Genomic DNA, 24,365 nt, shown 5'->3' with positions numbered 1-24,365 from the left:
CGTTCAGCGCGCGTCGCGCTCGCGTTGCATGAGGATGCTCAGCGTATCGAGCCGGGTTCCGGAGCAGGCGATGGCTGGCGCCGGACAGAATACGGGGCGCAGCAGATTGCTCAGTACGTTTCCGGGCGGCATTTCCAGCGCCAGCCGCGCCCCGCGTTCGTAAGCGAGGCGCGCGGTGTCGTGCCAATGGACCTGGCATGCCATATTGCCGGCCAGGTCGGCGGCGATTTTTTCCGGATCGAACAGTGCTCGCGCGAGGCTTGCGCTGAGGTAGCTCAGGCGCGGGCGGCGCAGCGTGACGCTGGCCATGGCTTCGCGCATGGACTGCGCCGGGATGTCGAGCAGGGCGCAGTGAGAGGGCACGCTGACGGCGAGGCGGGTCGTTTTGCGCGCACCGGCGGCGAGCGCCCGGGCCATGACGTCGCGCATGGCATCGGCGGAGCCGGATATCACCATCTGGGACTCGGCATTGAGGTTGGCGAGATAGACCGGCGTCGCCGCACTATGAACGCTGTCTATCAGCGTTTGCAAGCGGTGCGCGTCGAGCCCGGTGATGGCGGCCATGCCGAAGCCGCTAGGGTAGGCGTTTTCCATCAGATGCCCGCGCAGAGCGACCAGGCGTACGGCATCGGCGAAGTCAAGCGCGCCGGCGATCACCGCTGCCGGGTAGGCGCCGATGGACAAGCCGGCGACCGCATCCGGTTCGCCGGCCTCGGCGCTCAGCACCCGGGCCATCGCGACGCCGGCTACCAGCAGTGCCAGCTGGACTGCGACGGTCGACTGCAAGGCCGCGCTACTGTCCAGCGTCAGGGGATCGCATTTCAGCGCCGCACCGGCCTCGTCCAGAGTGGCGCGGACGGCGGCATGGTCGGGGAGCGCATGCAGCATGCCGGGCTGTTGGGCACCTTGTCCGGGAAAGGTAAACAGAATGCTCATGATGAAGCTCCTTCTTCGTCGGCACTCGCCCAGGGGGAGGTGCATAGCCGCGGCCCGTTTTCCGTCTTGAGCAAGACGCGCGGGCTGTTCCTCGCCCATTCGAGCAGGGAGAAAGCGCCTTGCGGCGTTTCGATCTGAATGTCGCAACGGCAGGGCAGGTCGCTGCTCAGTTGCACTATCGCGCGCGCTTCGGAGCGGGTCATGCTGTGCTCCTGGCGTATCAGCAGGTCAAGATCGCTGTCGGCGCTCAGCAGGCGGATGCTGCTGGCGATGGAAAAGCCGACGCTGCCGGTCACGCCCCAGTCGCAGCCCAGCCGGTCGAGCCGTGGGGCCAGCATCTCCAGCGCCCGGATCGGCGCCGCGTCGCTCCAGTCGCGATACTGCTGCCAGGTGCGGGCCCGGCTCAGGCTTTCCGGCGTGACCAGGGTCGCCACTTCCCGCTCGTGGATCCAGGCGGCGAAACGTTCGCTGCGAGTGCGACCGCGCAGTCCGACCGGCACGACGCCGGGCAGAACGGTCGGGGCGCGACGCACGACGGCCGGAGCGCGGTCCAGCCAGTGGCGATCGGCCCACGGTGGAAGCGGATCATCGCTGAGCAAGGCCTGCGCGGCTCCGAGGAATAACAGATCGTGCGGCCGCGCCCGCTGCAAGGTGGCGGATGGCATGCGCAGGGCGCGGCTCTGTCTCATGGCGCGGTTCCGTCTCAGGCGGTGAGCATGATGAACAGCGGGATGGTCGCAATGGCGAGCACCGAACTGAGCAGCAGGGTGCCTTCGGCATCTGGCGACTGAACCTTGAAGCGGTTGCCGAACACGACGCCGAAGAAGCCTGCGGACAGCGCTACGAGCAGCACGCCGGCGCGACCGACTTCGGGGGCGATGCCGAGCAGGTGCACGATGCCGAGGGCGATGGCAGGTTGCAGCAGGTTCTTGATGAAGGTGCTGAACAATACCGCGCCGTTGATCTTCAGCTTGCGCGCCGACAGGATGACGCCGGTCAGGAACAGGGCGGCGGCGGTGGCGGACAGGCCAAGCGGTTTGATCGAGTACAGGAACAGCTCGGGCATCTGCACGCCCAGTGCCGACAGGACCACGCCGAGCAGCGGGCCCCAGACGATGGGTTTTTTCAGCGCACGGCCCATCAGCAGCGGCAGCATCGCCAGGCGATTGCCGCTTTTGCCTTCCTGGGCCATCTTGCCGGCTTCCAGCGACATCAGGCAGAAGGGAGTCATCAGCACCGATCCGCAGGCGATGGCGATGGCGACGGTCAGCGAGGTGGACGGAGTTTCGCCGAATACGCTACCGAGAATCGGCAAGCCCAGTGCTGCGTAATTGGGCAGTGCGAGCGTGAGGGTCAGTACGGCGGCATCCTGCTGCGATTTTTTGAATACTTTGACGCAGACCGCGAAGAGCAGCGCGTAGGCGATCCACATCGACAGGGCCAGTACCACAATGAGCTGGCTCTGATGCAGAATGCCCGCCCACGGTGTTTTGACCGTAGCGGTGAACAGTGCGGCCGGCAGGGCAAAATCCATGACGAAGATATTGAGCAGCGACACGTTGCCGTTGTCGACCAGCTTCATTTTTCCCGCCATATACCCCAGCAGCATGATGATGAAAACCGGCGCCAGGGCGTGGATGATTACATAAGTCATAGTGATGGCTCTTTGGTTTGTGAAAATATCTGTTCCGGCCCGGCGCGCCGCAGCGGGCCGGAACGAGGCGAGGGGAGGAGACTCACCATTGCTGCGTCAACATCTCCCGCACCTTGCTCGATGCCTGGCGGTTGACGCCGCCCAGACGGCATTTCAGATCGCGCGTCGCATCGGACTCGATATCGGCCAGCGCAGCGGCCAGCGTCTCGTTTACGCGGACGCGATCGGCGTCGCTCGGCGCGTCGGCAGCGATGCCCGGCAGCAGGCGCCAGAGCAGGCCCAGAGTCTGATAGTTCGCGATGTCGTAAGCCATCGGGGGCACGGTTGCGGCGAAGGCTTCCAGGTCTTCGACCGAGCGCTGGGTGATGCGCGCGGCGGCGGCTTTGCCCATCGCGTGCACCAGTACGCCGGGGTCGTCCAGCGCGATGAGGCGGTTGGCTTGATAACCGTGCGCTAGGAAGGCGCCGGACATCGCTTTGCCGACGATCAGCGCGATGACCGGGTGTCCGGCCAGCCGCGCTTCGGCATAGGCGCCGGCGGCACCGGCCAGCGCCTGGTGGATGCCATAGGCTTCTTCGCGCCGGCCGTAGGCCTGGCTGGCGACATCGACGATGGCGACGATCGGGCGTTTTGTTGCTGCGTCGCGATCCGCCGCGATGGTTTCCTGGACGGCGCGCGCCAGAGACCAGCCTTCGACCAGACCGATTTCGCCGTTGCGCACGCGCGGGAAGCGGTTGTCGCTGTCGGGGATGATGCTGATGAAGCGTGCGGTCTTCCCGGCCAGCGTGCTATCGGCGACGAGGAGCGAGGCGGGGTAGCCGGCGCAAGGTGCCGTATTGCCTGTCAGGGCGGCGAACCAGATCGCGCCGCGGCTGTGAACGGTTGGGCGGCTCATGCTTGGAATCCTTTCTTGTAGAGTTCGCGGACGGCGGCCGGCGTGGCTTGCACGCGGGTATCGACTTCGGCCAGGCGCGCGAGGAAGCCCGCGTAGCAATCGCTGCGCAGCGAATCGGGACGACCCTGGCGCAGGAAGGTGCGGACCTGGGCGGCGATGGCGGTGCTGTCGTCTTCCAGATAGGCGTCGACCAGACCGCTGTTGAACCGCTGTTCGCCGCCGGTAAAGCTCCAGATGAAGGGCTTGTCGCGCGAGTCGTATTCTTCGATGCCGGCTTCCTGTTCGATCACGGCTGGGCCGTTCAAGCCGAGGCGGGCTTCGCGGCATACAATCAGGTAGCTGCACAAGGCCGCTGCGATCGACATGCCGCCGAAGCAGCCGACCGTGCCTGCCGTGACGCCGATGACCGGCTGGTAGCGGCGCAGATCGACGATGGCGGCGTGAATTTCCGCGATGGCGGCCAGACCGAGGTTGGCTTCCTGCAGGCGGACGCCGCCGGTTTCGAACAGAATGACGGCGCGGGTCGGGGTGCCGCGGCGATTGTCTTCGGCCGCGAGTTCCAGCGCGCCGGCGATCTTGGCGCCTGCGACTTCGCCCAGGCTGCCGCCCTGGAAGGTGCCTTCGATGGCGAGAACGACTGCCGGCTGGCCGTCGATCAGGCCCTTGGCGACGATCACGCCGTCGTCAGCCTGGACGACGACCCCCTGGCGCGGAAGCCAGGGCGAGGTCATGCGGTCGAAGGGGCCGAGCAATTCGCGGAAACTGCCGGCGTCGAGCAGCGCGCGGGCGCGGCTGCGAGCGTTCAGTTCAATAAAGCTATCGCGGTCGAGTAGCGATTGGGAATTCATGGCGTTCTCACTTTCCTTGCGCGGCGTTCATTTCTTCAAGGGCTTGCGCGATGCGCATGCTGACGACGCCCGGGGTGGCGCCGAAGTCGTTGATCTCCACTCGCAGCGCGGGCCCCTCTCCGGAGCCGAAAAAGCGCTCTAGCAACGCGTGCCAGACCGGTTGGCAGCCATCGACCGAGGTCGTGACGCAGACAGTGGTCGCACCGGTCTGTCCGGCTTCGAGCAAGACTTCGAGGTCGCCTGAGCCGACGACGCCGACCAGAATCTGGCCGTGAGCCGTGGCGGCGGCGGGGTATGAAAAATTGATGATTTCCATGGTGGATTGTCCTAATCAATTATGAAATCGAAGAGTGATAGCGATCGAGGAACAGGGCGCAGGCCAGCAAGTCCGCCGCACCGCCCGGCGAGACGTGCAGTGCCGCCAGGCGGGCATCCAGTGCCATGAGCGCGCGCCGTCCGGCGAGGGTGGCGACGCCATTTGCGTTCAGCACGTGCCCGGCGCCGTCCTGCAGTTCGCGCAGGGCGGCAGGGCCGCCGCGCGACAAGACGCAGGTATCGTCCAGGCTGTTCATGATGGCCATCAGTGCATTGAGCCGCGCCGCGGTTTCGCTGTCGCCCCGGCGGCGCGAGTGCGCCAGTTGCGGCAGCGCCTGGCCGGTGACGTGGGGGAAAGCCGCCTCGGCCTGACCGCGTGCCCCGCCGACGCCATAGTCGCGGCAGGCGCGTTCGCCCTTGTTTCCGGTTTCCTGTGGCCGGAAGCGATCCGGCAGCCGGGCCAGCTCGCCTGCAGCGGCGGCTGTCGCCGCTGCCGTCGTCGACGTGGAAGCGGCGGCCGAGGTCACCAGCAAACCGAGCGCCCAGATCGCCCCGCGGTGGGTATTGATTCCCCCGGTCGCCTCCAGCATCGCCGTTTCCGCGCATCGACCGATCTCGCCGATGGTTTCGCGCAGAGCGCGGCCCCGTTCGGCGGCGCCGGCTTCAGCCATCGCCCGGTAAAACGGCTGCAGCGTATGTGCCGAAACGCACATCAGCCCCCAGTCGAGGTCGGTATGGGCACCGCCACCGCGGCGGTCGACCAGCCCCGGTTTGGGGGTGAGGCTGACTTCCGCGATCAGGGCGTCCACCGCAAACAGGGCGATGCGTTCTGCCGCGTCGACAGGGCGATGCGAGGCGCGCGCCGGCATTACCAGCTCCTGAATCGTGCAGGAGGCTGATACAGTCCGTCGGACCAGGCCACCAGGTCGGACATGCTCTTGGCTGCCAGCAGCGAGCGGGTGGCTTCGCTGCGCTGAACGCCGAGGTCTTCCGGCAGGGCGATCAGGCCGGCGCTACGCAGCCGTTCGCTTTCGCGCCTATCCTGCTGCATGCCGATCGGGGTGACGCCGGCGACGGCGGCGAGCATGGCCTTGCGTTCTTCCAGCGAGCGTGCCTTGTACAGATAGGCGATGCCTTCTTCGGTCAGGACATGACTCACGTCGTCGCCGTAAATCATGATCGGTGCCAGCGGCATGCCGCTGTCGCGGGCGACCTGGACCGCATCCAGTGACTCGACGAAGGTGGGCTTGCCGCCGCCCTGGAACGTTTCGACCATCTGGACGACCAGCTTGCGGCCGCGTTCCAGCGGGCTGTCGGTTTGCAGCAGATCGAGCCAGGCAGGCGTGGCATGCCGGCGGCCGTGCGGATCGTGGCCCATATTGGGGGCTCCGCCGAAACCGGACAGACGGCCATGGGTGACCGTCGAGGAGTGACCGTCGCCATCGATCTGTAACGTGGAACCGATGAACAGGTCGACTGCATATTGCCCGGCGAGTTGACACATCATGCGGTTGGAGCGCATCGAGCCATCGGCACCCGTGAAGAAGACATCGGGCCGGGCCGCGATATAGTCTTCCATGCCCAATTCGCCGCCGAAGCAGTGCACGCTTTCCACCCAGCCGCTCTCGATGGCCGGTATCAGCGTAGGGTGCGGATTGAGCGTCCAGTTCTTGCAGATCTTGCCCTTGAGTCCGAGCTTGGCTGCATAGGTCGGCAGGATCAATTCGATGGCCGCGGTATTGAAGCCGATGCCGTGGTTCAGCGATTGCACTTGATGGCGCTCGTAGATGCCACGAATGGCCATCATCGCCATTAATACATGCACCGGCTTGATCAGGCGGGGATCGCGGGTGAACAAGGGCTCGATGAAGAAGGGTTTGTCGGCTTGCACGACGAAATCGACCCAGGAGCCAGGGATGTCGACGCGCGGCAGCTCGCTGCCGTCTTCGACGATTTCGTTGACCTGGGCGATCACGATGCCGTCGTGGAAGGCGGCGGCTTCGACCAGCGGCGGGGTGTCTTCGGTGCTGGGGCCGGTGTACAGATTGCCCTGGCGGTCGGCCTTGTAACCGGCGACCAGAACCACGTTAGGAATCAGATCGACGTAGAGGCGGGCGTATAGTTCTATATAAGTATGGATGGCGCCGACTTCGAGCAAGCCATCTTTGAGCAACTGCGAGATGCGCAAGCTTTGCGGCCCGGCGAAGGAAAAGTCGAGTTTGCGGGCGATTCCGCGTTCGAACAGATCGAGGTGTTCGGCGCGGCCGACCGTCGGGATGATCATGTGCAGATCATGCAGGGTGTCGGCACGGGTCTGGGCGAGCGAGCGTGACAGGAAGTCGGCCTGCTTCTGATTGTTTCCTTCCAGTACCACCCGATCGCCAGGGGCGATCAGCGTCTCCAGCGCGGAAACAATACGCGCGGTGGGCAGGACTTTTCCGTCTGCCAGGTTGGCGACATGTTCCAGGCGGCGTTTTTTCTCTGCCCGGCGCTTGCCCCATAGCGGGGCGGTATTTTCGCTTTGCATGTTCACTCCAGCGAAGAGGTTGGATATGGCGACAAAGTAGTCTTGCACTGGAGATGTAACAATTATGTCGGTCTGATTTTTGTTATCATAAAGTTAACGATTTGATGGTGGAATTTTGGAAAGATATGATTTATGAGTTTTTGTTATTCTAAGTATTTCTTTTTTTATTCAATAACATGACGTGTTTATTCAAGGCGGATGACATGATTGTTTACGTCGGCGGCTTTCTTAGCTTTATCTTTAATCTTGGAGAGACTTGACGCATGTCAATTCCCGAGGAGGTGACTTTCAAAAAGCTCGAGGTGTTCCTGCTGTTCATGAAACTGGGAAGCCTGGTACGAGTGTCCGAAGCGCTCCAGCAGAGTACGGTCAGCGTCCATCGCGCCTTGCACTCGCTGGAAGAGGGACTGCGATGCCCGCTGTTTCAACGTCAGGGACGCAGTCTGGTGCCCTTGCCCGCAGCCGTCAGCCTGGTCGATTATGCGGAGCGCGCGCTACAGGCATGCGAGAGCGGAGTGCTCAAGGCGCGCGAGGTGGCCGGTTTCAATTCCCTGCACCTGCGGGTCGGCGCCCTGTATTCGCTGACCATTCATACCGTGCCGCAGTTGTTCACCGGGCTTACCTTGCGCAAGCCCGGCATCGACATTGAAGTGACGATGGGATCAAACCCGTTTCTATTGCGCAAGCTGCTCAATTTCGAACTCGATGCGGTTCTGGTGGCACAGGGTGAAGGACCGGCGCCGGCTCCCGATTTGCAGAGCGTGCCGTTGTTTGACGATCTGATCTACTTTGCCGCACCGCTTGGCTCGCCCTTTCAGAATGAGCGCTGCATCGATCTGGAACGCCTGAGTGCAGAGAAATTCGTTTCGCTGCGCGAGGAATTCGCGACTTATGCCGACTTCAACACGGCCTTTGAACGCGCCGGTTATCGGCCGGATATCGTGATGCGGGTCGGCGACATCTTTTCCCTGATCAATATGGTCGGCGCCAATGTCGGTTATGGCTTGCTGCCGGGGCGGGTCGGTGCCAATTTCAGCCATCGCATCCAGCTGATACCGTTGAGCGAGCGCTATCGCATGCAGCAGCACATTGTGCTGACCTTTCTCGCCGCGCGCGAACGCGACCCCAATCTGTTGGCGTTGGCGGCCGAATGCCGGATGTACCATCGCCACGAGGGCGTGGCCGCGAACTGAGCCGTCGACCCGTTTCGCGGCCGGCGGTTCAGACCTCGAAGTGCGAAATGGCTTCATGCAAGGACTGCGCCAGCTCATGCATCTGCTTGCTGGATGCGGCGGCAAAATCGGTTGCCGAGGCATTTTCCGATGCCCGTTGAGCAATGACCTCGACGTGACCGGCAATGTCGCTGCTGGCTTGGCTCTGTTCGCGCAGCGCAAGCGAAATATCGTTTACCGTGCGCGAAATTTCGCTGGCCGAAGCTTCCATGCCAACGATGGCTTCGCGTCCCTGGCGTGCGAGCGCGGTGCCGTCGCCGACGCGCCGGACCGCGAGTTGCATGCTGTTCTGGGCGGAGGCTGACTGGCCCAGCAATTGCTGGATCGTCTGTTGAATTTCGCCTGTTGCGCTGGCAGTGCGCTCCGCCAGTTTGCGGACTTCGTCGGCGACGACGGCGAAGCCGCGGCCTTGCTCGCCTGCCCGCGCGGCCTCGATTGCCGCGTTGAGTGCCAGCAGATTGGTCTGGTCGGCCACATCGCGAATCACATTCACGACATGGGTGATATTGTCCAGCTCTCCCGCCAGTGCGTCGAGAGTGCTCGCGACGTCGCTGACGGCGCTGCTGATGTTTTCCATTTCGTCGGTGGCTTTCTGCACCACCCGGCTGCCCTGCTGCGACAAGTGTCCGGCCTGCTCGCTATCCTGGCGCGCACTCTCAGCATTGTCGGAGACGTGATTGATGCTGACGGTCAATTGCTCGATGGCGGCCGCGATCGACGCCGCGGCCTCGCTCTGAGCGGTCGAACTGCCTGCGACCTTGCCGACGTGGGCGCTCAACTCCGAGGTCATGGTGTAGATTTTCTGACCCCCGCTGGCGACCCGCATCACGACCTCGCGCAGCGTGTCCTGCATCCGAGCCACCGAGGCCAGCAGGCTGCCGGGAACGGCCAGACCGGTGTCGATCGGAGTATTGAGCTTGCCTGCGGCGATCTGCCCGACGACGGTGGCGACATAGACCGGCTCGCCGCCTAGCCGCGCCAGCACGCCGCGCGAGATATACCAGCCACTGCCGCCCAGCAGCAGCAATAGAATCACGCCATCGAGCACGGCCAGCAAGGCATGCGAGCGGAAGTCGGCCGCGACATCGTCGGTATACACGCCGGTGCCGATGATCCAGCCCCAGCCCCGGGTTCGGGCGACATAGCCGACCTTGCCCACCGGACCTTCCACCCCCTCCTTCTTCCAGCTGTAGTGCATGACGCCGGGGGCGTCACTGCTAGCCAGCGCGTTGAGAATCAAGTCCTTCATCGGGTGCCCCTCGGCATCGTACGCCTTGTCGATCGACTGCCCCACCAACTGCGGCTTGGCCGGCAAGGCGAGATAGTCGAGATTGCGGTCGAGCACGAACAGATAGCCGTAGCCTTCGAAACGGATGGCGTTGAGCGCCTCGATCGCTTGCTTGCGTGCGAGCTCGGGGGCAAGTTCGCCGCGCTGGGCCTTTTGCTCGTACATTTCGACGAGAGAGGTTGCGCTTTCGACGACTTTGCGCGGTTGCAGGGCGTAGCTTTCGCTGACGCCGGCATACAGGGAAAACAGGAGATGGCCGGTAATGATAAGCAGGCCCAGCATCGCAATGCCAACCAGTATGTTCAGCTGCAAGCGGATTCCGAAACGGTTCACGACGATAGCTTTCCTGAGAGGGGACTGACGGGCCGCGTTGCTTCGATACAGGCGAGAACCATGAAGTGGGGGGGGGGGCTACCCGGCCCGTCGGTCGGGTGAAAATTCATCCGGCTTTTTGAATGAAACTGGATATCTATAATCAATAATATGAGTCAGTACGCCGACGATCAATTAGCCTGGATGAGAGTTGTTTAGTCTGGGGATAACGGTGGCGTCGGGCTGCAATGCCAGCGTTGGCCTGCGCTCGGTCGCGGCTTACACTGTGTGACGTTTCCCATTCACCGGGTCTGGATATGCTTCCCTGCGATCAGAGTATCACCGCCGCCATTCTCGAAACCAGTCTGGACGCTGTGTTCACCATCCGTGCGGACGGAACGATAGTGGACAGCAACAGTGCCGCCACGCGCCAGTTCGGCTGGTCTAAAGCGGAGCTGCTGGGACGCAATATCGCGTGCATCGTGCCCGAGCCCATGCGCGGGAAGCATGACGGATTTTTGCAGCATTTCGATCCGGCGCGCGGAATCAGCCATATCCTCGGCAACGGCAAGGTGCTGCTGGCCGAGCGCAAGGACGGCAGCTGTTTTCCCGTTGAAGTCGGGATTTCCTGCTTCGAGGCCGGTGGCGAGCGTTTCTTTACCGGTTTTGTACGCGATATGACGGAACGACAGCGCCATATCGATCACCTGCATTATCTGGCCAGCCATGATCCGGATACCGGTGTCCTCAATTATCGCGGGTTGATGGCAGAATGCACGGAGGGAGGCGGCGCGGCACTGTACCTGCAAATGAACGGTTTTCACCGTATCGTCGCGGCGCAGGGGCGACGTGCGGGCGAGCACATTCTGAAAACGGCCGCCACCCGCTTGCAGCACTGCCTGATGGCGAACGGCTCCGGCGCGGCCGTGGCCAGGGTCGGGGAGGCGGCCTTCGCCCTGTTTGCGGAACAGGATGAGAGGGGCGTGGCCAAGGGGTGTCTGGATGCGCTGCAAGCGCCGATTCCCTTTGCTCACATGGCATTGCGCCTGACGGCCAGCATCGGCATTTCCGGACATGAGCGCGATGCGGCGCAGCGTCTGCGCGATGCGATGACGGCGTGCGAGCATCTCGATGTCAACGCGGGCGGCATCCTGGTCTTTTCCTCCGAGCTGTCTGATAAATTGCAGCGCGATCTCTATGTGGAGTCGCGCTTGCGTACGGCGATAGAAGAAAATGCCTTGCGTCTGACCTTGCAGCCCAAGCTTGATCTCAAGAGCGAGACCATCGTCGGCGCCGAGGCCCTGATCCGCTGGCAGGATGCGGAACTGGGGTGGGTCATGCCGGCCGACTTCATCCCGATCGCGGAGCGTAGCGGCCAGATTGGCGACATCAGCGATTGGGTATTGACGCGCAGCCTGGAGGAGATACGTCGCCATGCCGGGCGCGGGCTGAGCGTGGCCGTCAATTTTTCGGCGCAGGATTTCCAGCAATCGGATGTCGGTGCGCGAGTGGCCTCGGCGCTGGCCCGCGCAGACGTCCAGGCGTCGCAGCTGGAAATCGAGCTGACCGAATCGATCGTGGCGGAAAACCCCGCCGCGACGGCGCAGCGTATGGGCGAACTCAAAAAACGGGGTGTAGCACTGTCGATCGACGATTTCGGTACCGGCTATTCTTCGCTGTCCTACCTGCGCCAGTTTCCGCTCGATACGCTGAAGATCGACGCATCCTTCGTCCGGCATACCCCCGATGACGCGGATGCAAATGCCATCGCCGGTGCGATCGCCGCACTCGCACGCGCCTTGAATCTGTCCACTGTCGCCGAGGGAGTGGAGACCCGCGCGCAAGCGAATTTTCTCAAGTCGCTCGCGGTCGATCAGTGCCAGGGCTATCTGTTCAGCCGGCCGCTGGCGCCTGCCGACTTTCATGAGCTGGTCGAGCATCAGGCAAGGGAGCGGGGAGCAGAGTGAGTGTGTATGGCCTTTGTCTCCACGCGCGTTGGCGTAAATCCGACACTGCGGCGCCGTAGGTGACCGTTCGGCAGAAACGATGCGCTGGGGAGATACGCAGCGGGCACGAATGGTGGTAATCTCGATGCGTGCATGATGACGACATTTATACCAATTGGGTATTGTCGGGCACTGTCTGCACATCTCCCTTGAGGGCTTTACCATGCAGAAAGTCACCATCCCCGCAGCAGGCATTAAAGCGTACCGGGCAGCCGATCGCGAAGAGGTCAGTCTCGCAGGAGAATACTCGATCGACGGCGTCGCTTTCGATACGCTCTTTGGCTCAATGACGGCGCTGTCGCGCGACGGAGAGTCGTTCCTGATGGATGAATCGGTATTTCTGAGTCTGACCAGCGGCAACTGTTGACCGACAGGCCCGGATTGCTCCGGGCCCTTGCTTTTGCCTCCTTCAGAATGCCCTGACTTTCTCCGTATTTGTTCCCGCTAGCCCCCCGTTCACTGCGCTATTTCCCGTGGCATGCCTGCCGTTGCCTTGGGCGTGTCCTGGCCGACGGCCGATGGCCGGCTCGGGTTGGCGCAATTGGGGTTGGTCGTGCTCGTGTAGCGTCCGTATGCCAGGTCGGCGTTGTAATGCACGCCGGGCGCAGTCGTCCGCCCGCCGTAAAGCGAGACTTGCACGGTATACCAGCCTTGTACGCCGGCCGGGATCACGACCAGCGGGCGCAAATCGCCCGGTACCCGGTCGTCGTTCTTCCAGACCGTGCCGTCCGGCGCGACCACCACCATCTGCATGTCGGCGTTCTGCTGGAAGACGTCCAGCCGCGTGCAATACTGCGGCGAGCCGTGAACCTGAATGACGAATGGCTCTATGCTGCCGCCCGGATTGGTCGAGCTGGTGGTGATGTTCGCGTGCAGTATCGTGGCATCGCAGTTGAGCGTGCCGCACGCGCTGGGCGCAGTCCACAGGATGGATCCGGCGCTGGCGGGGGTGCCGGCGAGCTGGCACAGGGCGGCCGCCGTCGACAGGGCGATGGAAAGTGAGAGTTTCATGTTTGCTCCTGATCGGAAAGGGAGGACGCCGGCCGTGGGTTTTGCTCTGCCGGCGCAGTCGCGAGCCGGTTTGCCGGTGCCGCTTGCTGTGTATTAGCCGAGGCGGCGGCGCATTGTTATTGACCAAAGGGACGGTCCGGTCCACCGCTGGCCCTTGTTGCAGGACAGGGCGGCAGGTAGACTGCGGCTCACGCTAACGACAGAAGACGAAAATGGCACTTCCCCTGCGTAGAACGAGCCGTTCCCGGGCGTCGCGGCCGATCCGGCCCGCCGGGTGGAAAAATCCCGGCTGGCGCGGGGCCGTTTGGGGTGCGCTCACCTATGTGTTGCTGCTGGTGCCTACGATAGGGTATCTGCAAGCCCATCCGGGCAGCCATTTCGCCCCTTATGCCCCCGAGCTGGTGTTTTTGCTGGCTGTCGCCGCCGGCTTTTACGCCTCGCGGCGCGTGACCCGGCGCAATGCGTCGCTTGCCGAGGCCGACGGGCTTCCCGGCGGATGACCGCCACGGTGGCTTCGTGCTAGACTAGCGTTCCGGTCGACGGTGACGGCTTGTGCCGCGGCCCGATGCACAGGTCGGTTTCCTGCCAGGATTCGGACCCCGAAGATGAAAACAGCGCAAATTCGTGAAGAATTGTGCTGTTTTTTTCTTGTCCAATACCTGAGGCGGGCGCGGTGGACGGTATCGTCAATCCTTGCCGCCGGCGGTGTCGTCGGCGGGTTTATGAAGTTGATGGGAATCAAAGATGACTGTAGGTCAAATGAAATGCTGCTGGTGCGAGAAAAGTTTCAGCCAAGCCGAGTTGACAGGCCCGGCGGCCAACCGTTGTCCGCATTGCGGCGATCCGGTTCTGCCTGCAACGTTTGCCAGCCTGGCGCTGGGCCAGGATTTTTCCTGTGAGCTGGGCGGAAGCTGGACCAAGATTTCGGAAGTCAGCGCCGAGATGCACGATGCGGCGGCCAGCGACAAACCCTGTGCCTTCAAGCCCGAAGAGCAGGTCTACCCGTTCTGAGTCGCATGCGGGGCGCTGCCCGTCGCGGACGGACCCGCCCCGCCGTGCGCGCGGAATGCTCAGGCCGGATCCTGCAGGCCGTGAATGGCAGCATATTGCAGTAGCATGATCGTTTTGCCATCCCGGATTTCTCCGTTCCGGATCATCGCCTGCGCACGATCGAACCCGATTTCCAGTACCTCGATATCCTCGCCCTCGCGCGCATCGCCGCCGCCCTGAGACACCCTGTCACCGGGGGCGTAGTGTCCCACAAAGAAGAACAGGCGCTCGGTGACCGAGCCCGGGCTCATGTACGCTTCGAACACCTTGTACACTTCATCGATGCGAAACCCGGTTTCTTCTTCGGCGACATGGAGGAAGCGCAGGTCAAGCGCGCGATCATGGCGCGCGCAGCGGAAACCTGGGTGCTGGCTTCGGCGGAAAAACTCAATGCCACCTCGGCGTATGTCATCGCACCATGCACGGAAGTTTCGGGGCTGATTGTCGATGATGCTGTGCCGCAGGCCGATACCGCCGCTTTCGAACGCCTCGGTCTGGCCATCGTTCGCGGATGATTCACGGTTTGCTGTATATATCTTTACGTTATAAAAAATTAATTATTCATTCCTTTTTTGGCGTATCAGTCTGGCGTAAAGTTCAGGCATGCCGCATTTGGCAGTCAGCACAGGAGTGCGCCACATGAGTACCGTCACGCTGGAGCAAGCAGAAACGCAGGATGTGGACGACATCCTGGAAAGGGCGCGCGAGCGTACTCGCGCATCGGGCGGGCGTTACCGCGGGGCCTTGCTGCCGGATGAAGCCTGGCAGCTGCTGCATGCGCATCCGCGCGCGCGGCTGGTGGATATCCGCTCCTCGCCGGAGTGGACGCTGATCGGCTCCATCCCCGGCGCGATCCAGGTGCAATGGAAGTTCTATCCGGACTGGGACCGGAATCCCGCCTTTCTGGACGAATTGGAAGACCATGTCTCGTCCGGAGATTACCTCATTCTGTTATGCCGTTCCGGTGTGCGTTCGCGCGAGGCTGCCGAGTGGTTGACTCGTGAGGGATATGACAACGTGTTCAATGTGCTGGAAGGCTTCGAGGGCGACAAGAACGCGGACGGACAGCGCACCGTCGCCGGCTGGAAGGTGCGCGGACTGCCCTGGTCGCACTGAGTCCTTCCCCCGCTTTAACTGACCGCAGTGCGTATTCTTCGGCGCAGGCGGTCTTCCCACGCTTCGCGCCGGCAAGGCATGAACCGCGCCGGCTTGCCCCCTTCAGCCTATCGTCACACACTATCGGGCCGCGCCTGAGTGCCTGAAGGGTGTCCGGGCGCCCATACGCCTTGTGCGATCCACCTCTGTCCGACAGCAGAAAGCGAGGGACCATGACGACTACAGCGTTGAACATCCGCCAGATCGGCGACCCGGTTTTGCATGCCGTACCCGCCCGTGCCGACTTTGGCGACCCCGATCCCATCCGCGACTATGCCGCGCAGCTCGAACATTGCGAGCGTTCCGGGGGCGGCGTCGGCGTCGCCTGCAATCAATGCGCCGCTATCGCCACCCCCCTGGCCATGATTCTGGTCGGCACGAGCGACGCGGCGACGCGGGAGGCCGCACAACGGCGCTATCCGGGCGACACGATTCCCGCCGCGACGCTGATGATCAACCCGGAAATTCTTGCTTACAGTCCCGAAACCTATTACCCCGGGCACGGCGAGGGCTGTCTGAGCGTTGCCGGTCCGATCCGCGGGAAAGTCAGGCGCCACCGTTCCGTCCGCTTGCGCTACCAGACTCTCGATGGGGCCGTCATCGAGAGAGAATGCTCGGGTTTCGAGGCGCACATCGTCCAGCACGAGTACGATCACCTGCAAGGACGCGTGTTCTTCCAGCTCATTCTGGCCGACTGCTCGACGGAGCAGAAAGCCGTGCTGCAGGAGTTGCTGCAGGCGGAGAGGCTCCGCCGCGATCTGGGCGGGGCCCGGGACGAGGTCGGGGATTCGCTCATGGTCTTCGATCGCGATGGCGAGGCCGTCGTTTTCGAGCGCGGGCACCTGGCGCTGGCGCTGACCCGGATTCCCGCTGCGACCCTGGACGGGATGGTGTCCGTCGTGCAAGAAGGTCGGTCGTCGCGCTAAACGGCCGGCAGCGGGCGCGGAACCCGGCAAAGGGCTGGAAACGCTTTGCCGGGCAGGGTTTCAGCGTGCGCCTGCCAGCCGCCTGACGGCATTGACCAAGGCATCGATGTCGTCGAAGGTGTTGTAGAGCGCGAGCGAAGGCCGGACCGTGCTTTCCACGCCGAAGCGGCGCAGGATGGGTTGCGCGCAGTGATGACCTGAACGCACCGCGATTCCCTCGCGATCCAGCTCGCGCCCCACATCCTCGGTGCGCCATCCTTCCAGCACGAAAGACAATACGCCGGCCTTTTCCTTGGCGGTTCCGATCAGGCGGAGTCCGGGAATACGCAGCAGCCCTTCGGTTGCATACTCCAGCAGGCCGTGCTCGTAACGGTTGATCGTATCCATGCCGAAGCGATCGAGGTAATCGATCGCCGCGCCCAGGCCGACCGCATCGGCAATGTTGCCGGTGCCCGCTTCGAACTTGTTCGGCGCCGCCTGGTAGCTCGTGCGTTCGAAGGTGACGTCGGCGATCATATTGCCGCCGCCTTGCCATGGACGGGTCTCTTCCAGAATCCCCGCCTTGCCGTAGACCACGCCGATGCCGGTCGGACCGAACATCTTGTGGCCCGAGAACACGAGAAAATCGCAGTCGATCGCACGCACATCGACCTTCATGTGCGAGACGCTCTGCGCCGCATCGACCAGCGTGGTCGCGCCATGGCGGTGGGCGATGGCCACGATCTCTTCGATCGGGGTCACGGTGCCTAGTGCGTTGGAAACCATGGTCACGGCGACGAGCCGGGTCTTGGCGTTGAGCAGACGTTCGTATTCGTCGAGCAGGATCTGGCCGCTGTCGTCGACCGGAATCACGCGCAGACGTGCGCCGGTTTCGGCGCACAGCTGCTGCCATGGCACGATATTAGCGTGGTGTTCCAGCCAGGAAACGACGATCTCGTCATCGCGCCCAATGTTCTGGGCGCCCCAGCTTTTCGCGACCAGGTTGATGCCCTCGGTTGCGCCGCGCACGAAAATCACTTCATTGGACGATCCCGCACCGATGAAGCGGCGCACCTTGTCGCGTGCGGCTTCGTAGGCGTCGGTCGCGCGCGCGGCCAGGGTGTGCGCCGCCCGATGGATATTGGAATTTTCGTGCTCGTAGAAGGCCGAAATCCGGTCTATCACCGCCTGCGGTTTTTGCGTGGTTGCGCCGTTGTCCAGCCAGATCAGCGGCTTGCCATGCACTCTTTCCTGGAGGATGGGAAAGTCGCGCCTGACCGCGCGTGCATCAAAGGCCTCGCGGCGTCCGCGGGTCAGATCGGGCACCAGCTGCGGATCCAGCGACAGGGCGGACGGGGCCGTGATCGCGGCAGGCGTCGCCGCTCGGGGAGCCTGGGGGGAGGCGTTCAAGAAACCGTAGCCGTGTCCGGTCGTGGCCTGCCCGGACGGGCCGGCGTGCGCCTCTGGGGCCGCGGGGACGGCAGGGACCTGGCTTGGGAACGGGACCTGGGCGCCTTCCAGCGGCCAGAACGCCGGCACCTGCCCCACGCCCGGCGAATCGGCCGTGCTCGGGCCCGATGCTGTCCGTGCCTGCTCCAGCGGGGCTTGCGACGCGGCGGGCGAGGGCAGCCCGCCCCCCCGCGACGGCGGCACCAGCGCAAGGCTGCGCACCAGACCTGCCGGAATCGCTTGCAAGTCGAGCGTTGTCGGCGCCTGCCACTCCGCCGCGGGCTCCGCAAGGGGCGCGGCGTGCGCCGTCGGCCCTTGCGCGAAGCTGCTCTGGAACAGCTGGTTGGCCAATTGCTCGATCAGACCGGCGTCCGGCGCCTCCGTTGCCGGCGCCAAGGCGAGAACCCCGGCGCTGGAGTCAGGCGTAGTCATAGTAATTACCCACATCCACGTCTTCGAGCACCGCCAGCGCATCGTCGGTCAGAACGGCAGCGGAGCAATAAAGCGAGATCAGGTAGGAGGCGATGGCCTTGCGGTCTATCCCCATGAATCGGACCGACAGACTGGGCAGGATTTCCCCGGCCAGACCCGGCTGGAACAGGCCGGTCACCCCCTGTTTCTGTTCGCCGCTGCGGATCAGCAGGATATTGGTCTTTCCCTTGCTGTTGATATGCAGCTTGTCACTCGGAACCAGGGGGATGCCCCGCCAGGTCAGGAACGGCGAGCCGAACAGGTTCACGGTGGGGGGCGGTACGCCGCGGCGGGTGCACTCGCGGCCGAAAGCGGCAATGGCTTTCGGGTGGGCCAGGAAGAAAGACGGTTCTTTCCAGACTTTGGCGATCAGTTCATCCAGATCGTCCGGGGTCGGTGCGCCCTTGCGGGTTTTGATGCGCTGTGCGGTCGTGGCGCTTTTGAGCAAACCGTAATCGAGGTTGTTGACCAGCTCGTTTTCCTGGCGCTCTTTCACGCGCTCGATCAACAGGCGCAGTTGTTCCTGGACCTGATCGTAAGGGCTGCGATAGAGGTCGGAGATGCGGGTCTGGACATCCAGAATCGCCGTGACGGCATTGAGCGTGTACTCGCGCGGCTTGTCTTCGTAGTTGACGAACAGCTCGGCCAGATCCTGGCCGTCTTTGGGGCTGCAATCGACATCGGCCGGTGTGGCGCCGGACACGTCCTTGACCCGGTTGACGCGGTAGACCCCGGCCTCGACCGGCGTCCATGCGAGAAATGAAACCAGCCAGCGCGGAGTGATGCCCCCCCATTGCGCCGGCGTTTTGGTCGTATTGGAAAGCTGGCGGGCTGCTTTCTCGCCCAGAGTGCGGCGGGCCTCGGTTTCTGCTGCCATCTGATCGGCTCCTTGGTGGTTTGTATATCTATAAGACATATGCTTATGGCATTACGTCCTCAGTCTAGGAGTCTACTGTGCCGATTGGAAGCGTGGAACGAAGAAAAAATTATAAGGACATGGCGTGCGTACGGAGGGGGGCCGCGCAGGGCGTTCGCGCGAGGGTTCAGCCGAGGTCGACTTTAACCATCTCGGTCGTGATCGACGACTTCGACTTGAGCTCGTTGCACTGGTTGCAGAACCAGTTGGATGCGCCGCAGGCGGCAATGCGTTCGAGCTCGGCGCCGCAGCTGCCGCAGCGCCCGAGCAGGCGGTAGTCTGCCGCGCAGGCCTGGCAATGCCAGAACCGGCCGCCGGATTCGAGCGGGGTGGCGTGGACGGGACACAATTTTTCCATTTGGCACCTTCTCCATGGTAAGCGGATGCGCACACAGTGCGGCGGTCCATGGTAGCAGTCCGGCTCGCGAACGGCGAGTCCGTCGGCATGGCTTTACACCGGTTCCAGCTCGACCTTGAGGCTGCGTTCAATGCTTTCTTCGTCCAGTTCCGGGACGAAGTACTCGATGAAACGGTAGGCAAAACTGCGCAAGTAGCGCCCGCGGCGCAACGCCAGGTGTGTGGTGTTGGTCACGAACAGATCGTGGGTAGGCAGCAGGGTCAGCCCGCTGTTGCGCTCCGGGTCGAAGGCCATCTCCGCGATGATCCCGACCCCAAGGCCGGTTTCCACATAGGCCTTGATCACATCGGCATCGATAGCCGACAGAACAATGTCGGTTTGCAGGCCGGCTTCGGCAAAACGGCGATCGATATTGGCCCGTCCGGTGAAGCCGAGATGATAGGTGACCAGGGGATAACGCGCGATCGACTCCAGCGTCAGCCGGGGTTCGCGGGTCAGCGGGTGGCCGTCGGGCACGATGATCGCGTGTTGCCAATCGTAGCAGGCGAATGTAGCGAGATCGGGCTGGCTGGCCAGGCCTTCGGTGGCGATGCCGATATCGGCGCGCCCCTCGCGCAGCATGTCGGCGATTTCGCCGGGGCTGCCCTGATGCAGGACCAGATGCACTTTGGGATAGTCCTTGCGGAACTGCGTGATGACGGAGGGCAGGACATAGCGCGCCTGGGTGTGGGTGGTGGCGATGACCAGGTTGCCGGTTTCCTTGCTGGAGAATTGCGCGGCGATACGCCGCAGGTTCTGCGTGTCGAGCAAGATGCGCTCGACCACGCCCACCAGTTCGCGGCCGGGATCGGTCAGACCCAGCAGGCGCTTGCCGCGACGCACGAAGATCTCGACGCCGAGTTCGTCCTCGATGTCCTTGATGTGCTTGCTGACCCCGGGCTGGGACGTGTACAGGGCGCTGGCAACGTCCGTCAGGTTGTAATCCTGGCGAACCGCTTCGCGGATGATGCGCAGTTGTTGCAGATTCATTGACCGTCCCCCCACGCTCGCCACCCGAGAGGAGGAGCCCTTCGGTGGCGGCCTGTGCATGATGATGCTGTGACAGCCAGTCTAGAGTTGTCGCTTTATTCCTGGAAATAATTACTTGTCAATATAATATAACCAAAAGATGCTTTGGCGCCCGTCTGCAACTCAGCTCAGTCCATGCTTGCGTATCTTGTCGAACAAGGTCGTTTTCGCGACTTTGAGCGCTTCGCTGGCACGACTCAGATTACCGCCCTGGCGGCGCATTTCCTCGGCTATCATCGCGCGCTCAAAGGCATCGACCGCTTCGCCCAGCGACAGATGGCCGGCGCCTTGCGAACCGGGGATCAGCGGAGAGCGGATTCCGAGGGCAAAGCGCTCGGCCACATTGCGCAATTCGCGCACGTTGCCCGGCCAGTCGTGAGCGAGCAGCGACGCGCTCTCCTGCGCCTCCAGCGTCGGCGCCGTGCGGTTGAAGCGCGCAGCGGCCTGTGCCAGGAAATGCTCGAACAGCAGCGGGATATCTTCGCGCCGCTCGCGCAGCGGCGGCAGTTCCAGGCTGATGACATTGAAACGATAGTAGAGGTCGGAGCGGAAGGCGCCGCTCTGGCTCATCGCTTGCAAATCGGCTTTGGAGGCGGCGATGATGCGGCAGTCGAAAGGGATGGTCGCGTTCGAGCCCAGGCGTTCCAGCGTGCGCTCCTGCAGTACGCGCAGCAGTTTCACCTGGAGCGGTAGCGGCATGGTTTCGATTTCGTCGAACAGCAATGTGCCGCCGTCAGCGTACTCGATCTTGCCGATGCGGCGCTTGCTGGCACCGGTGAAGGCATGCGCCTCGTGACCGAAAATTTCGCTTTCGAACAGGCTCTCCGCCATGCCGCCGCAGTTGAGCGCGACAAAGGGATTCTTGCTGCGGGTGCTGACTTCGTGCAGACACCGCGCGACCAGCTCCTTGCCGGTGCCGGTTTCGCCGTGGATCAGGACATTGGCCGAGGTGTCGGCCAGATCGGCGATTTGTGCGCGCAACTGTACCATGGCCGGCGAGCGGCCGATGATGCGGGCTTCCAGGCAGTATTTGTCGGCCAGTTGGCGTCGCAAGGCCGCCACTTCCAGGCTCAGACGGCGCTGTTCCATCGCACGGGCGACCACCTCGCACAAGCGCTCCGGCGAAAACGGCTTTTCCAGAAAGTCGTAGGCTCCGTCCTTCATGGCTTGCACGGCCAGCGTAATGTCGCCGTGGCCGGTCACCAGTATCACCGGCAAGGTCGGATGCTGTACCTTGATCTCCCGCATCAGCGCCATGCCGTCGACCCCAGGCAGACGGATATCGGAGACGACCACGTCGGCCTGTCCGAGTCGCTCGCGGGCCTTCTCCGCCGATGCCACGCCCAGGGTGGCGATGCCTTCCAGGGTCAGCGCCTGCTCGCACCCCAGCCTGACTACCGGGTCGTCTTCGACGATCAAAACGGTCAGATTCTTAGTCATTTCCTTCCTCCATCGCGCCAGGCAGCGTGAGTGTGAACAGTGCGCCGCCATCGCGGAAATTGTCGCCCTTGAGCGTACCGCCGGCCTCGGCGATGATGCCGGAGGACAGGGTCAGCCCCAGTCCCAGTCCGGCGCCTGCCGGCTTGGTGGTGAAAAAGGGCTCGAACAGATGTTCGCGCACCTGCGGCGTCAGGCCGGGGCCGTTATCGCGCAGGATGATCAGGACCTGGTCGCCATCGCTCAGGCAGGAGATCTCTATCTTGGGGGCTGGCGTATCAAGCAGCGCGTCCAATGCATTGGACAACAGGTTGATCAACACCTGTTCCAGGCGGTTGGGGTCGCACAGGGCGACCAGGCGGTCGGACGCGTTGTGTCGCACGATCTCGATGTTCTGCCGCCGCCAGCGCGCCTCAAGCAAAAAGAGCGCATTGTCGATGGCGCGGCCGAGATGGGCGCGCCCCGCCCGTTCCGTCGATTTGCGTGCGAAAGCGCGCAAGGATCCGGTGATGCGCCCCATGCGCTCGACCATTTCTATACTCATATGCAGATTATTGGCCACCGTTTCCAGGTCGCCGCGCTCGAGAAAGCGCACGGCGTTGCCGGATAGGGTCCGCAAGGCTGCCAGCGGCTGGTTGAGTTCATGGGCGATGCCGGTCGACAACTGGCCGACGACGGCCATTTTTCCGGCCTGGACCAGGTTGTCCTGCGCGGCGCGCAAATGGTGTTCGGTACGAATGCGCTCCGCGACTTCATCTTGTAGCAGAGCATTGGCATCGGACAGGTCGGCGGTGCGCTCCGCTACCTGGCGCTCCATATCGTGGTAGGCCCGCGCGAGCTGTTCGCGCGCGGCGAACTGGTCGCGCAGGCGCAGGCGTTTTTCATTGAGCAGCAATAGCCCGGTCAATCCCAGTGCGGCCAGCAGGGCTGCGCTCGCGCTGCGAATGAGGGCGAGCGCATACGTTTCGCGCAGGTCGAGCAGTACGGTCAGCCACCAGTTGGTACTGGCAAGGCGGCGGCTATATTCCAGATAACGCGGTCGGGCGAACCCGCTTACGCTGCGATCGGCGGCGGTGCCGGTCAGGGTGACGATGCGGCTGTCCGCCCCGAGTCGTTGCAGTTCGTGCAGCGGCATCGGCCGCAGCGTGGTGCGGTTGTACTGGCGGTTGTCGTTCAGCCGCTTCTGCGTGGCCGCATCCAGCGGTCGCAGCGTGTGGTATTTCCATCCCGGCGGCTCAGCCAGGATGACGACACTCTCGCGATCACTGACCAGAACCTGGCTATGGCTGTCGCTCCAGGCTTTTTCCAGGCGCGCGAGACTGATCTTGACGACGGCGACGCCGAGCGGCCGGGCGCGATCGGGCACGCCCTCCGACAGATAGTAACCGGCTTCGCTGCGTGTGGTGCCGACGCCGAAAAAGCGGCCGGCATGGCCGGCCATGGCATCCGAAAAATAGGGCCGGAACGCGTCGTTTTCACCGAGGTAGCTATCCGGGCGCCGCCAGTTGCTCGTTGCGATCACCCGCCCGCTCGAGTCTTGCAGGTAGATCGCGCTGGCGCCCGTGCGCAGGCTCAACTGCTCCAGATAACGGTTGCCGGCCAGACGCCACTCGGGATCGTCGGGGTGGTGCAGCAGGGCATCGATCGCGGGGGACAGGCTGAGGATGGAGGGCAGCGGCGTGTAACGCGCAATTTCGCTCTCCAGACTGGTCGCGTAGATCTCCAGATGCTTATCGGCGCTGCCGCGTAAATCGTGCACGGTGCTGTCGACGCTGGCATTGAAGGCGGCGATTCCGATCAGAGCCATCAGCGCCAGGATCAGCGACAGGGACTGAAGAGAGGCCAGGCGGAATCGCTGCTTGAGCATGCGGTATCGATCGAGAAGGTGGGCGCGGGATTGCGTGCGTCGCTGGCTGCGATAGTAGCAGTCAGGCTCGCTAGCGGCAATCGTCCCGGCTTGTGCGCGGCCGGACGGGGCTCGAACGTGCGTCATGTTTCTTTTCGCCGCCGGCGACACCGCCGCCGGGATCGCGTGCGGAGCGTCGCCGGCCACCCGGCGGCGGCGGGATTAATGACGATGCGCCATGAAGGAGTGCGGCTGCGTCAGGTTTTCCGGGCGCAGCACGTCGTTCAGCTCCTGCTTCGACATCAGCTTGCGCTCGAGCACGATCTCGGCGACTCCTCGCCCGCTGACATGCGCTTCGGAGGCAATCTCGGTGGCATTGGCGTAGCCGATATAGGGGTTGAGCGCGGTGACGATGCCGATCGACTGTTCGACCGAGCGGCGCAGGGTGTCGCGATTCGCGCTGATGCCGTCGACGCACAGATCGGCCAGCACCATGCAGCCCTGGCGCAGGTGGGTGACGCTCTTGAACAGGCTGTGCGCGATGATGGGTTCGAAGGCATTGAGCTGCAGCTGTCCGGCTTCGGCGGCGAAGGTCACCGTACTGTCATTGCCTATCACTTCGAAAGCGATCTGGTTGACCACTTCCGGAATCACCGGATTGACTTTGCCCGGCATGATGGACGAGC

The 24,365-nt window shown here is 63.3% G+C and carries 26 protein-coding genes; 8 read left to right on the top strand and 18 right to left on the bottom strand.

Annotated elements, in window-relative coordinates; genetic code table 11:
• Nucleotides 1-3: 3 nt before the first annotated feature.
• The 8 genes from mdcH to mdcA all read right to left on the bottom strand — a co-directional run bounded on the left by mdcH (nucleotide 4) and on the right by mdcA (nucleotide 7,175).
• Nucleotides 4-936, bottom strand: coding sequence for a malonate decarboxylase subunit epsilon (mdcH, locus tag G520_RS0110880; RefSeq protein WP_028535690.1), 933 nt, complete (start codon nucleotides 934-936; stop codon nucleotides 4-6).
• Complete coding sequence (locus G520_RS0110875) at nucleotides 933-1,625, bottom strand: malonate decarboxylase holo-ACP synthase (protein WP_051229327.1); 693 nt, start codon at nucleotides 1,623-1,625, stop codon at nucleotides 933-935. The genes mdcH and G520_RS0110875 overlap by 4 nt, the downstream gene beginning before the upstream one ends.
• A gap of 14 nt (nucleotides 1,626-1,639) precedes the next feature.
• Nucleotides 1,640-2,590 carry an AEC family transporter gene (locus tag G520_RS0110870; RefSeq protein ID WP_028535688.1) on the bottom strand — a complete coding sequence of 317 codons (951 nt, stop codon included), beginning with the start codon at nucleotides 2,588-2,590 and terminating at the stop codon, nucleotides 1,640-1,642.
• Between the two features lie 82 nt (nucleotides 2,591-2,672).
• Nucleotides 2,673-3,485 carry a biotin-independent malonate decarboxylase subunit gamma gene (gene mdcE, locus G520_RS0110865; RefSeq protein ID WP_028535687.1) on the bottom strand — a complete coding sequence of 271 codons (813 nt, stop codon included), beginning with the start codon at nucleotides 3,483-3,485 and terminating at the stop codon, nucleotides 2,673-2,675.
• Entirely contained in the window at nucleotides 3,482-4,333 is an 852-nt protein-coding gene (locus G520_RS0110860) for a biotin-independent malonate decarboxylase subunit beta (RefSeq protein WP_028535686.1), read from the bottom strand. The genes mdcE and G520_RS0110860 overlap by 4 nt, the downstream gene beginning before the upstream one ends.
• Before the next feature lie 7 nt (nucleotides 4,334-4,340).
• The gene (locus G520_RS0110855; protein ID WP_028535685.1) at nucleotides 4,341-4,649 is read right to left on the bottom strand and encodes a malonate decarboxylase subunit delta; all 309 of its coding nucleotides are present in this window, start codon (nucleotides 4,647-4,649) and stop codon (nucleotides 4,341-4,343) included.
• A 19-nt stretch (nucleotides 4,650-4,668) separates the two neighbouring features.
• A complete protein-coding gene (locus tag G520_RS0110850) occupies nucleotides 4,669-5,517 on the bottom strand; it encodes a triphosphoribosyl-dephospho-CoA synthase (RefSeq protein ID WP_036666055.1) in 849 nt (282 codons plus the stop codon).
• Entirely contained in the window at nucleotides 5,517-7,175 is a 1,659-nt protein-coding gene (mdcA, locus tag G520_RS0110845) for a malonate decarboxylase subunit alpha (RefSeq protein ID WP_028535683.1), read from the bottom strand. The genes G520_RS0110850 and mdcA overlap by 1 nt, the downstream gene beginning before the upstream one ends.
• Nucleotides 7,176-7,438: 263 nt before the next feature.
• Between mdcA and G520_RS0110840 the strand changes: the two genes are divergently transcribed.
• Complete coding sequence (locus G520_RS0110840) at nucleotides 7,439-8,368, top strand: LysR family transcriptional regulator (protein WP_028535682.1); 930 nt, start codon at nucleotides 7,439-7,441, stop codon at nucleotides 8,366-8,368.
• Between the two features lie 28 nt (nucleotides 8,369-8,396).
• On the opposite strand, the gene G520_RS0110835 is transcribed toward G520_RS0110840, so the two are convergent.
• Entirely contained in the window at nucleotides 8,397-10,028 is a 1,632-nt protein-coding gene (locus G520_RS0110835) for a methyl-accepting chemotaxis protein (RefSeq protein ID WP_036666053.1), read from the bottom strand.
• A 296-nt stretch (nucleotides 10,029-10,324) separates the two neighbouring features.
• On the opposite strand from G520_RS0110835, the gene G520_RS0110830 reads away from it, so the two are divergent.
• Together G520_RS0110830 and G520_RS0110825 are read left to right on the top strand one after the other, a co-directional pair.
• On the top strand, nucleotides 10,325-11,974 hold the full coding sequence (locus G520_RS0110830; RefSeq protein WP_028535680.1) for a putative bifunctional diguanylate cyclase/phosphodiesterase: 1,650 nt from the start codon (nucleotides 10,325-10,327) through the stop codon (nucleotides 11,972-11,974).
• A gap of 202 nt (nucleotides 11,975-12,176) precedes the next feature.
• Entirely contained in the window at nucleotides 12,177-12,380 is a 204-nt protein-coding gene (locus G520_RS0110825; RefSeq protein ID WP_028535679.1) for a hypothetical protein, read from the top strand.
• Nucleotides 12,381-12,469: 89 nt separating this feature from the next.
• Here the strand turns inward: G520_RS0110825 and G520_RS0110820 are convergent, their stop codons facing one another.
• Entirely contained in the window at nucleotides 12,470-13,024 is a 555-nt protein-coding gene (locus tag G520_RS0110820) for a hypothetical protein (protein ID WP_028535678.1), read from the bottom strand.
• 212 nt (nucleotides 13,025-13,236) lie between these two features.
• Between G520_RS0110820 and G520_RS0110815 the strand changes: the two genes are divergently transcribed.
• Nucleotides 13,237-13,524: a hypothetical protein gene (locus G520_RS0110815; RefSeq protein ID WP_028535677.1), complete on the top strand. Its 288-nt coding sequence runs from the start codon at nucleotides 13,237-13,239 to the stop codon at nucleotides 13,522-13,524.
• Nucleotides 13,525-13,768: 244 nt separating this feature from the next.
• Nucleotides 13,769-14,035, top strand: a complete 267-nt coding sequence (locus G520_RS0110810) for a hypothetical protein (protein ID WP_156876922.1) — start codon at nucleotides 13,769-13,771, stop codon at nucleotides 14,033-14,035.
• Between the two features lie 59 nt (nucleotides 14,036-14,094).
• Here G520_RS0110810 and G520_RS25370 read toward each other — a convergent pair whose 3' ends face one another.
• Nucleotides 14,095-14,325 (bottom strand): NUDIX hydrolase, encoded by a 231-nt coding sequence (locus G520_RS25370; protein WP_211222813.1) that lies wholly within the window; start codon nucleotides 14,323-14,325, stop codon nucleotides 14,095-14,097.
• Here G520_RS25370 and G520_RS24445 point away from each other — a divergent pair.
• The 3 genes from G520_RS24445 to G520_RS23980 all read left to right on the top strand — a co-directional run bounded on the left by G520_RS24445 (nucleotide 14,278) and on the right by G520_RS23980 (nucleotide 16,155).
• Complete coding sequence (locus tag G520_RS24445) at nucleotides 14,278-14,589, top strand: DeoR/GlpR transcriptional regulator (protein ID WP_211222809.1); 312 nt, start codon at nucleotides 14,278-14,280, stop codon at nucleotides 14,587-14,589. The two genes, G520_RS25370 and G520_RS24445, sit on opposite strands and share 48 nt — an antisense overlap.
• Nucleotides 14,590-14,713: 124 nt before the next feature.
• Nucleotides 14,714-15,190: a rhodanese-like domain-containing protein gene (locus tag G520_RS0110795; RefSeq protein ID WP_051229326.1), complete on the top strand. Its 477-nt coding sequence runs from the start codon at nucleotides 14,714-14,716 to the stop codon at nucleotides 15,188-15,190.
• Nucleotides 15,191-15,402: 212 nt separating this feature from the next.
• Nucleotides 15,403-16,155, top strand: a complete 753-nt coding sequence (locus G520_RS23980; protein WP_051229325.1) for a peptide deformylase — start codon at nucleotides 15,403-15,405, stop codon at nucleotides 16,153-16,155.
• Nucleotides 16,156-16,215: 60 nt separating this feature from the next.
• Here the strand turns inward: G520_RS23980 and G520_RS0110785 are convergent, their stop codons facing one another.
• The 7 genes from G520_RS0110785 to G520_RS22440 form a co-directional block, all read right to left on the bottom strand.
• Nucleotides 16,216-18,015, bottom strand: coding sequence for a family 2A encapsulin nanocompartment cargo protein cysteine desulfurase (locus G520_RS0110785; protein ID WP_036666051.1), 1,800 nt, complete (start codon nucleotides 18,013-18,015; stop codon nucleotides 16,216-16,218).
• On the bottom strand, nucleotides 18,002-18,931 hold the full coding sequence (locus tag G520_RS0110780; RefSeq protein ID WP_028535672.1) for a family 2A encapsulin nanocompartment shell protein: 930 nt from the start codon (nucleotides 18,929-18,931) through the stop codon (nucleotides 18,002-18,004). Before G520_RS0110780 ends, G520_RS0110785 begins: the two co-directional genes overlap by 14 nt.
• Before the next feature lie 166 nt (nucleotides 18,932-19,097).
• Nucleotides 19,098-19,328: a zinc ribbon domain-containing protein gene (locus G520_RS0110775; protein WP_028535671.1), complete on the bottom strand. Its 231-nt coding sequence runs from the start codon at nucleotides 19,326-19,328 to the stop codon at nucleotides 19,098-19,100.
• Between the two features lie 93 nt (nucleotides 19,329-19,421).
• The gene (locus G520_RS0110770; protein ID WP_028535670.1) at nucleotides 19,422-20,357 is read right to left on the bottom strand and encodes a CysB family HTH-type transcriptional regulator; all 936 of its coding nucleotides are present in this window, start codon (nucleotides 20,355-20,357) and stop codon (nucleotides 19,422-19,424) included.
• A gap of 162 nt (nucleotides 20,358-20,519) precedes the next feature.
• Nucleotides 20,520-21,836, bottom strand: a complete 1,317-nt coding sequence (locus G520_RS0110765; RefSeq protein WP_028535669.1) for a sigma-54-dependent transcriptional regulator — start codon at nucleotides 21,834-21,836, stop codon at nucleotides 20,520-20,522.
• On the bottom strand, nucleotides 21,829-23,826 hold the full coding sequence (locus G520_RS0110760) for a sensor histidine kinase (RefSeq protein WP_211222808.1): 1,998 nt from the start codon (nucleotides 23,824-23,826) through the stop codon (nucleotides 21,829-21,831). The genes G520_RS0110765 and G520_RS0110760 overlap by 8 nt, the downstream gene beginning before the upstream one ends.
• 75 nt (nucleotides 23,827-23,901) lie before the next feature.
• Nucleotides 23,902-24,365 (bottom strand): lyase family protein (locus tag G520_RS22440; RefSeq protein WP_036666049.1); only part of this gene is annotated, 464 nt, incomplete at its 5' end.

Origin of the sequence: Paludibacterium yongneupense DSM 18731 (genome assembly GCF_000422925.1) — a bacterium.
Lineage (GTDB): Bacteria > Pseudomonadota > Gammaproteobacteria > Burkholderiales > Chromobacteriaceae > Paludibacterium > Paludibacterium yongneupense.
This window is presented reverse-complemented; position numbering and strand designations above follow the sequence as displayed.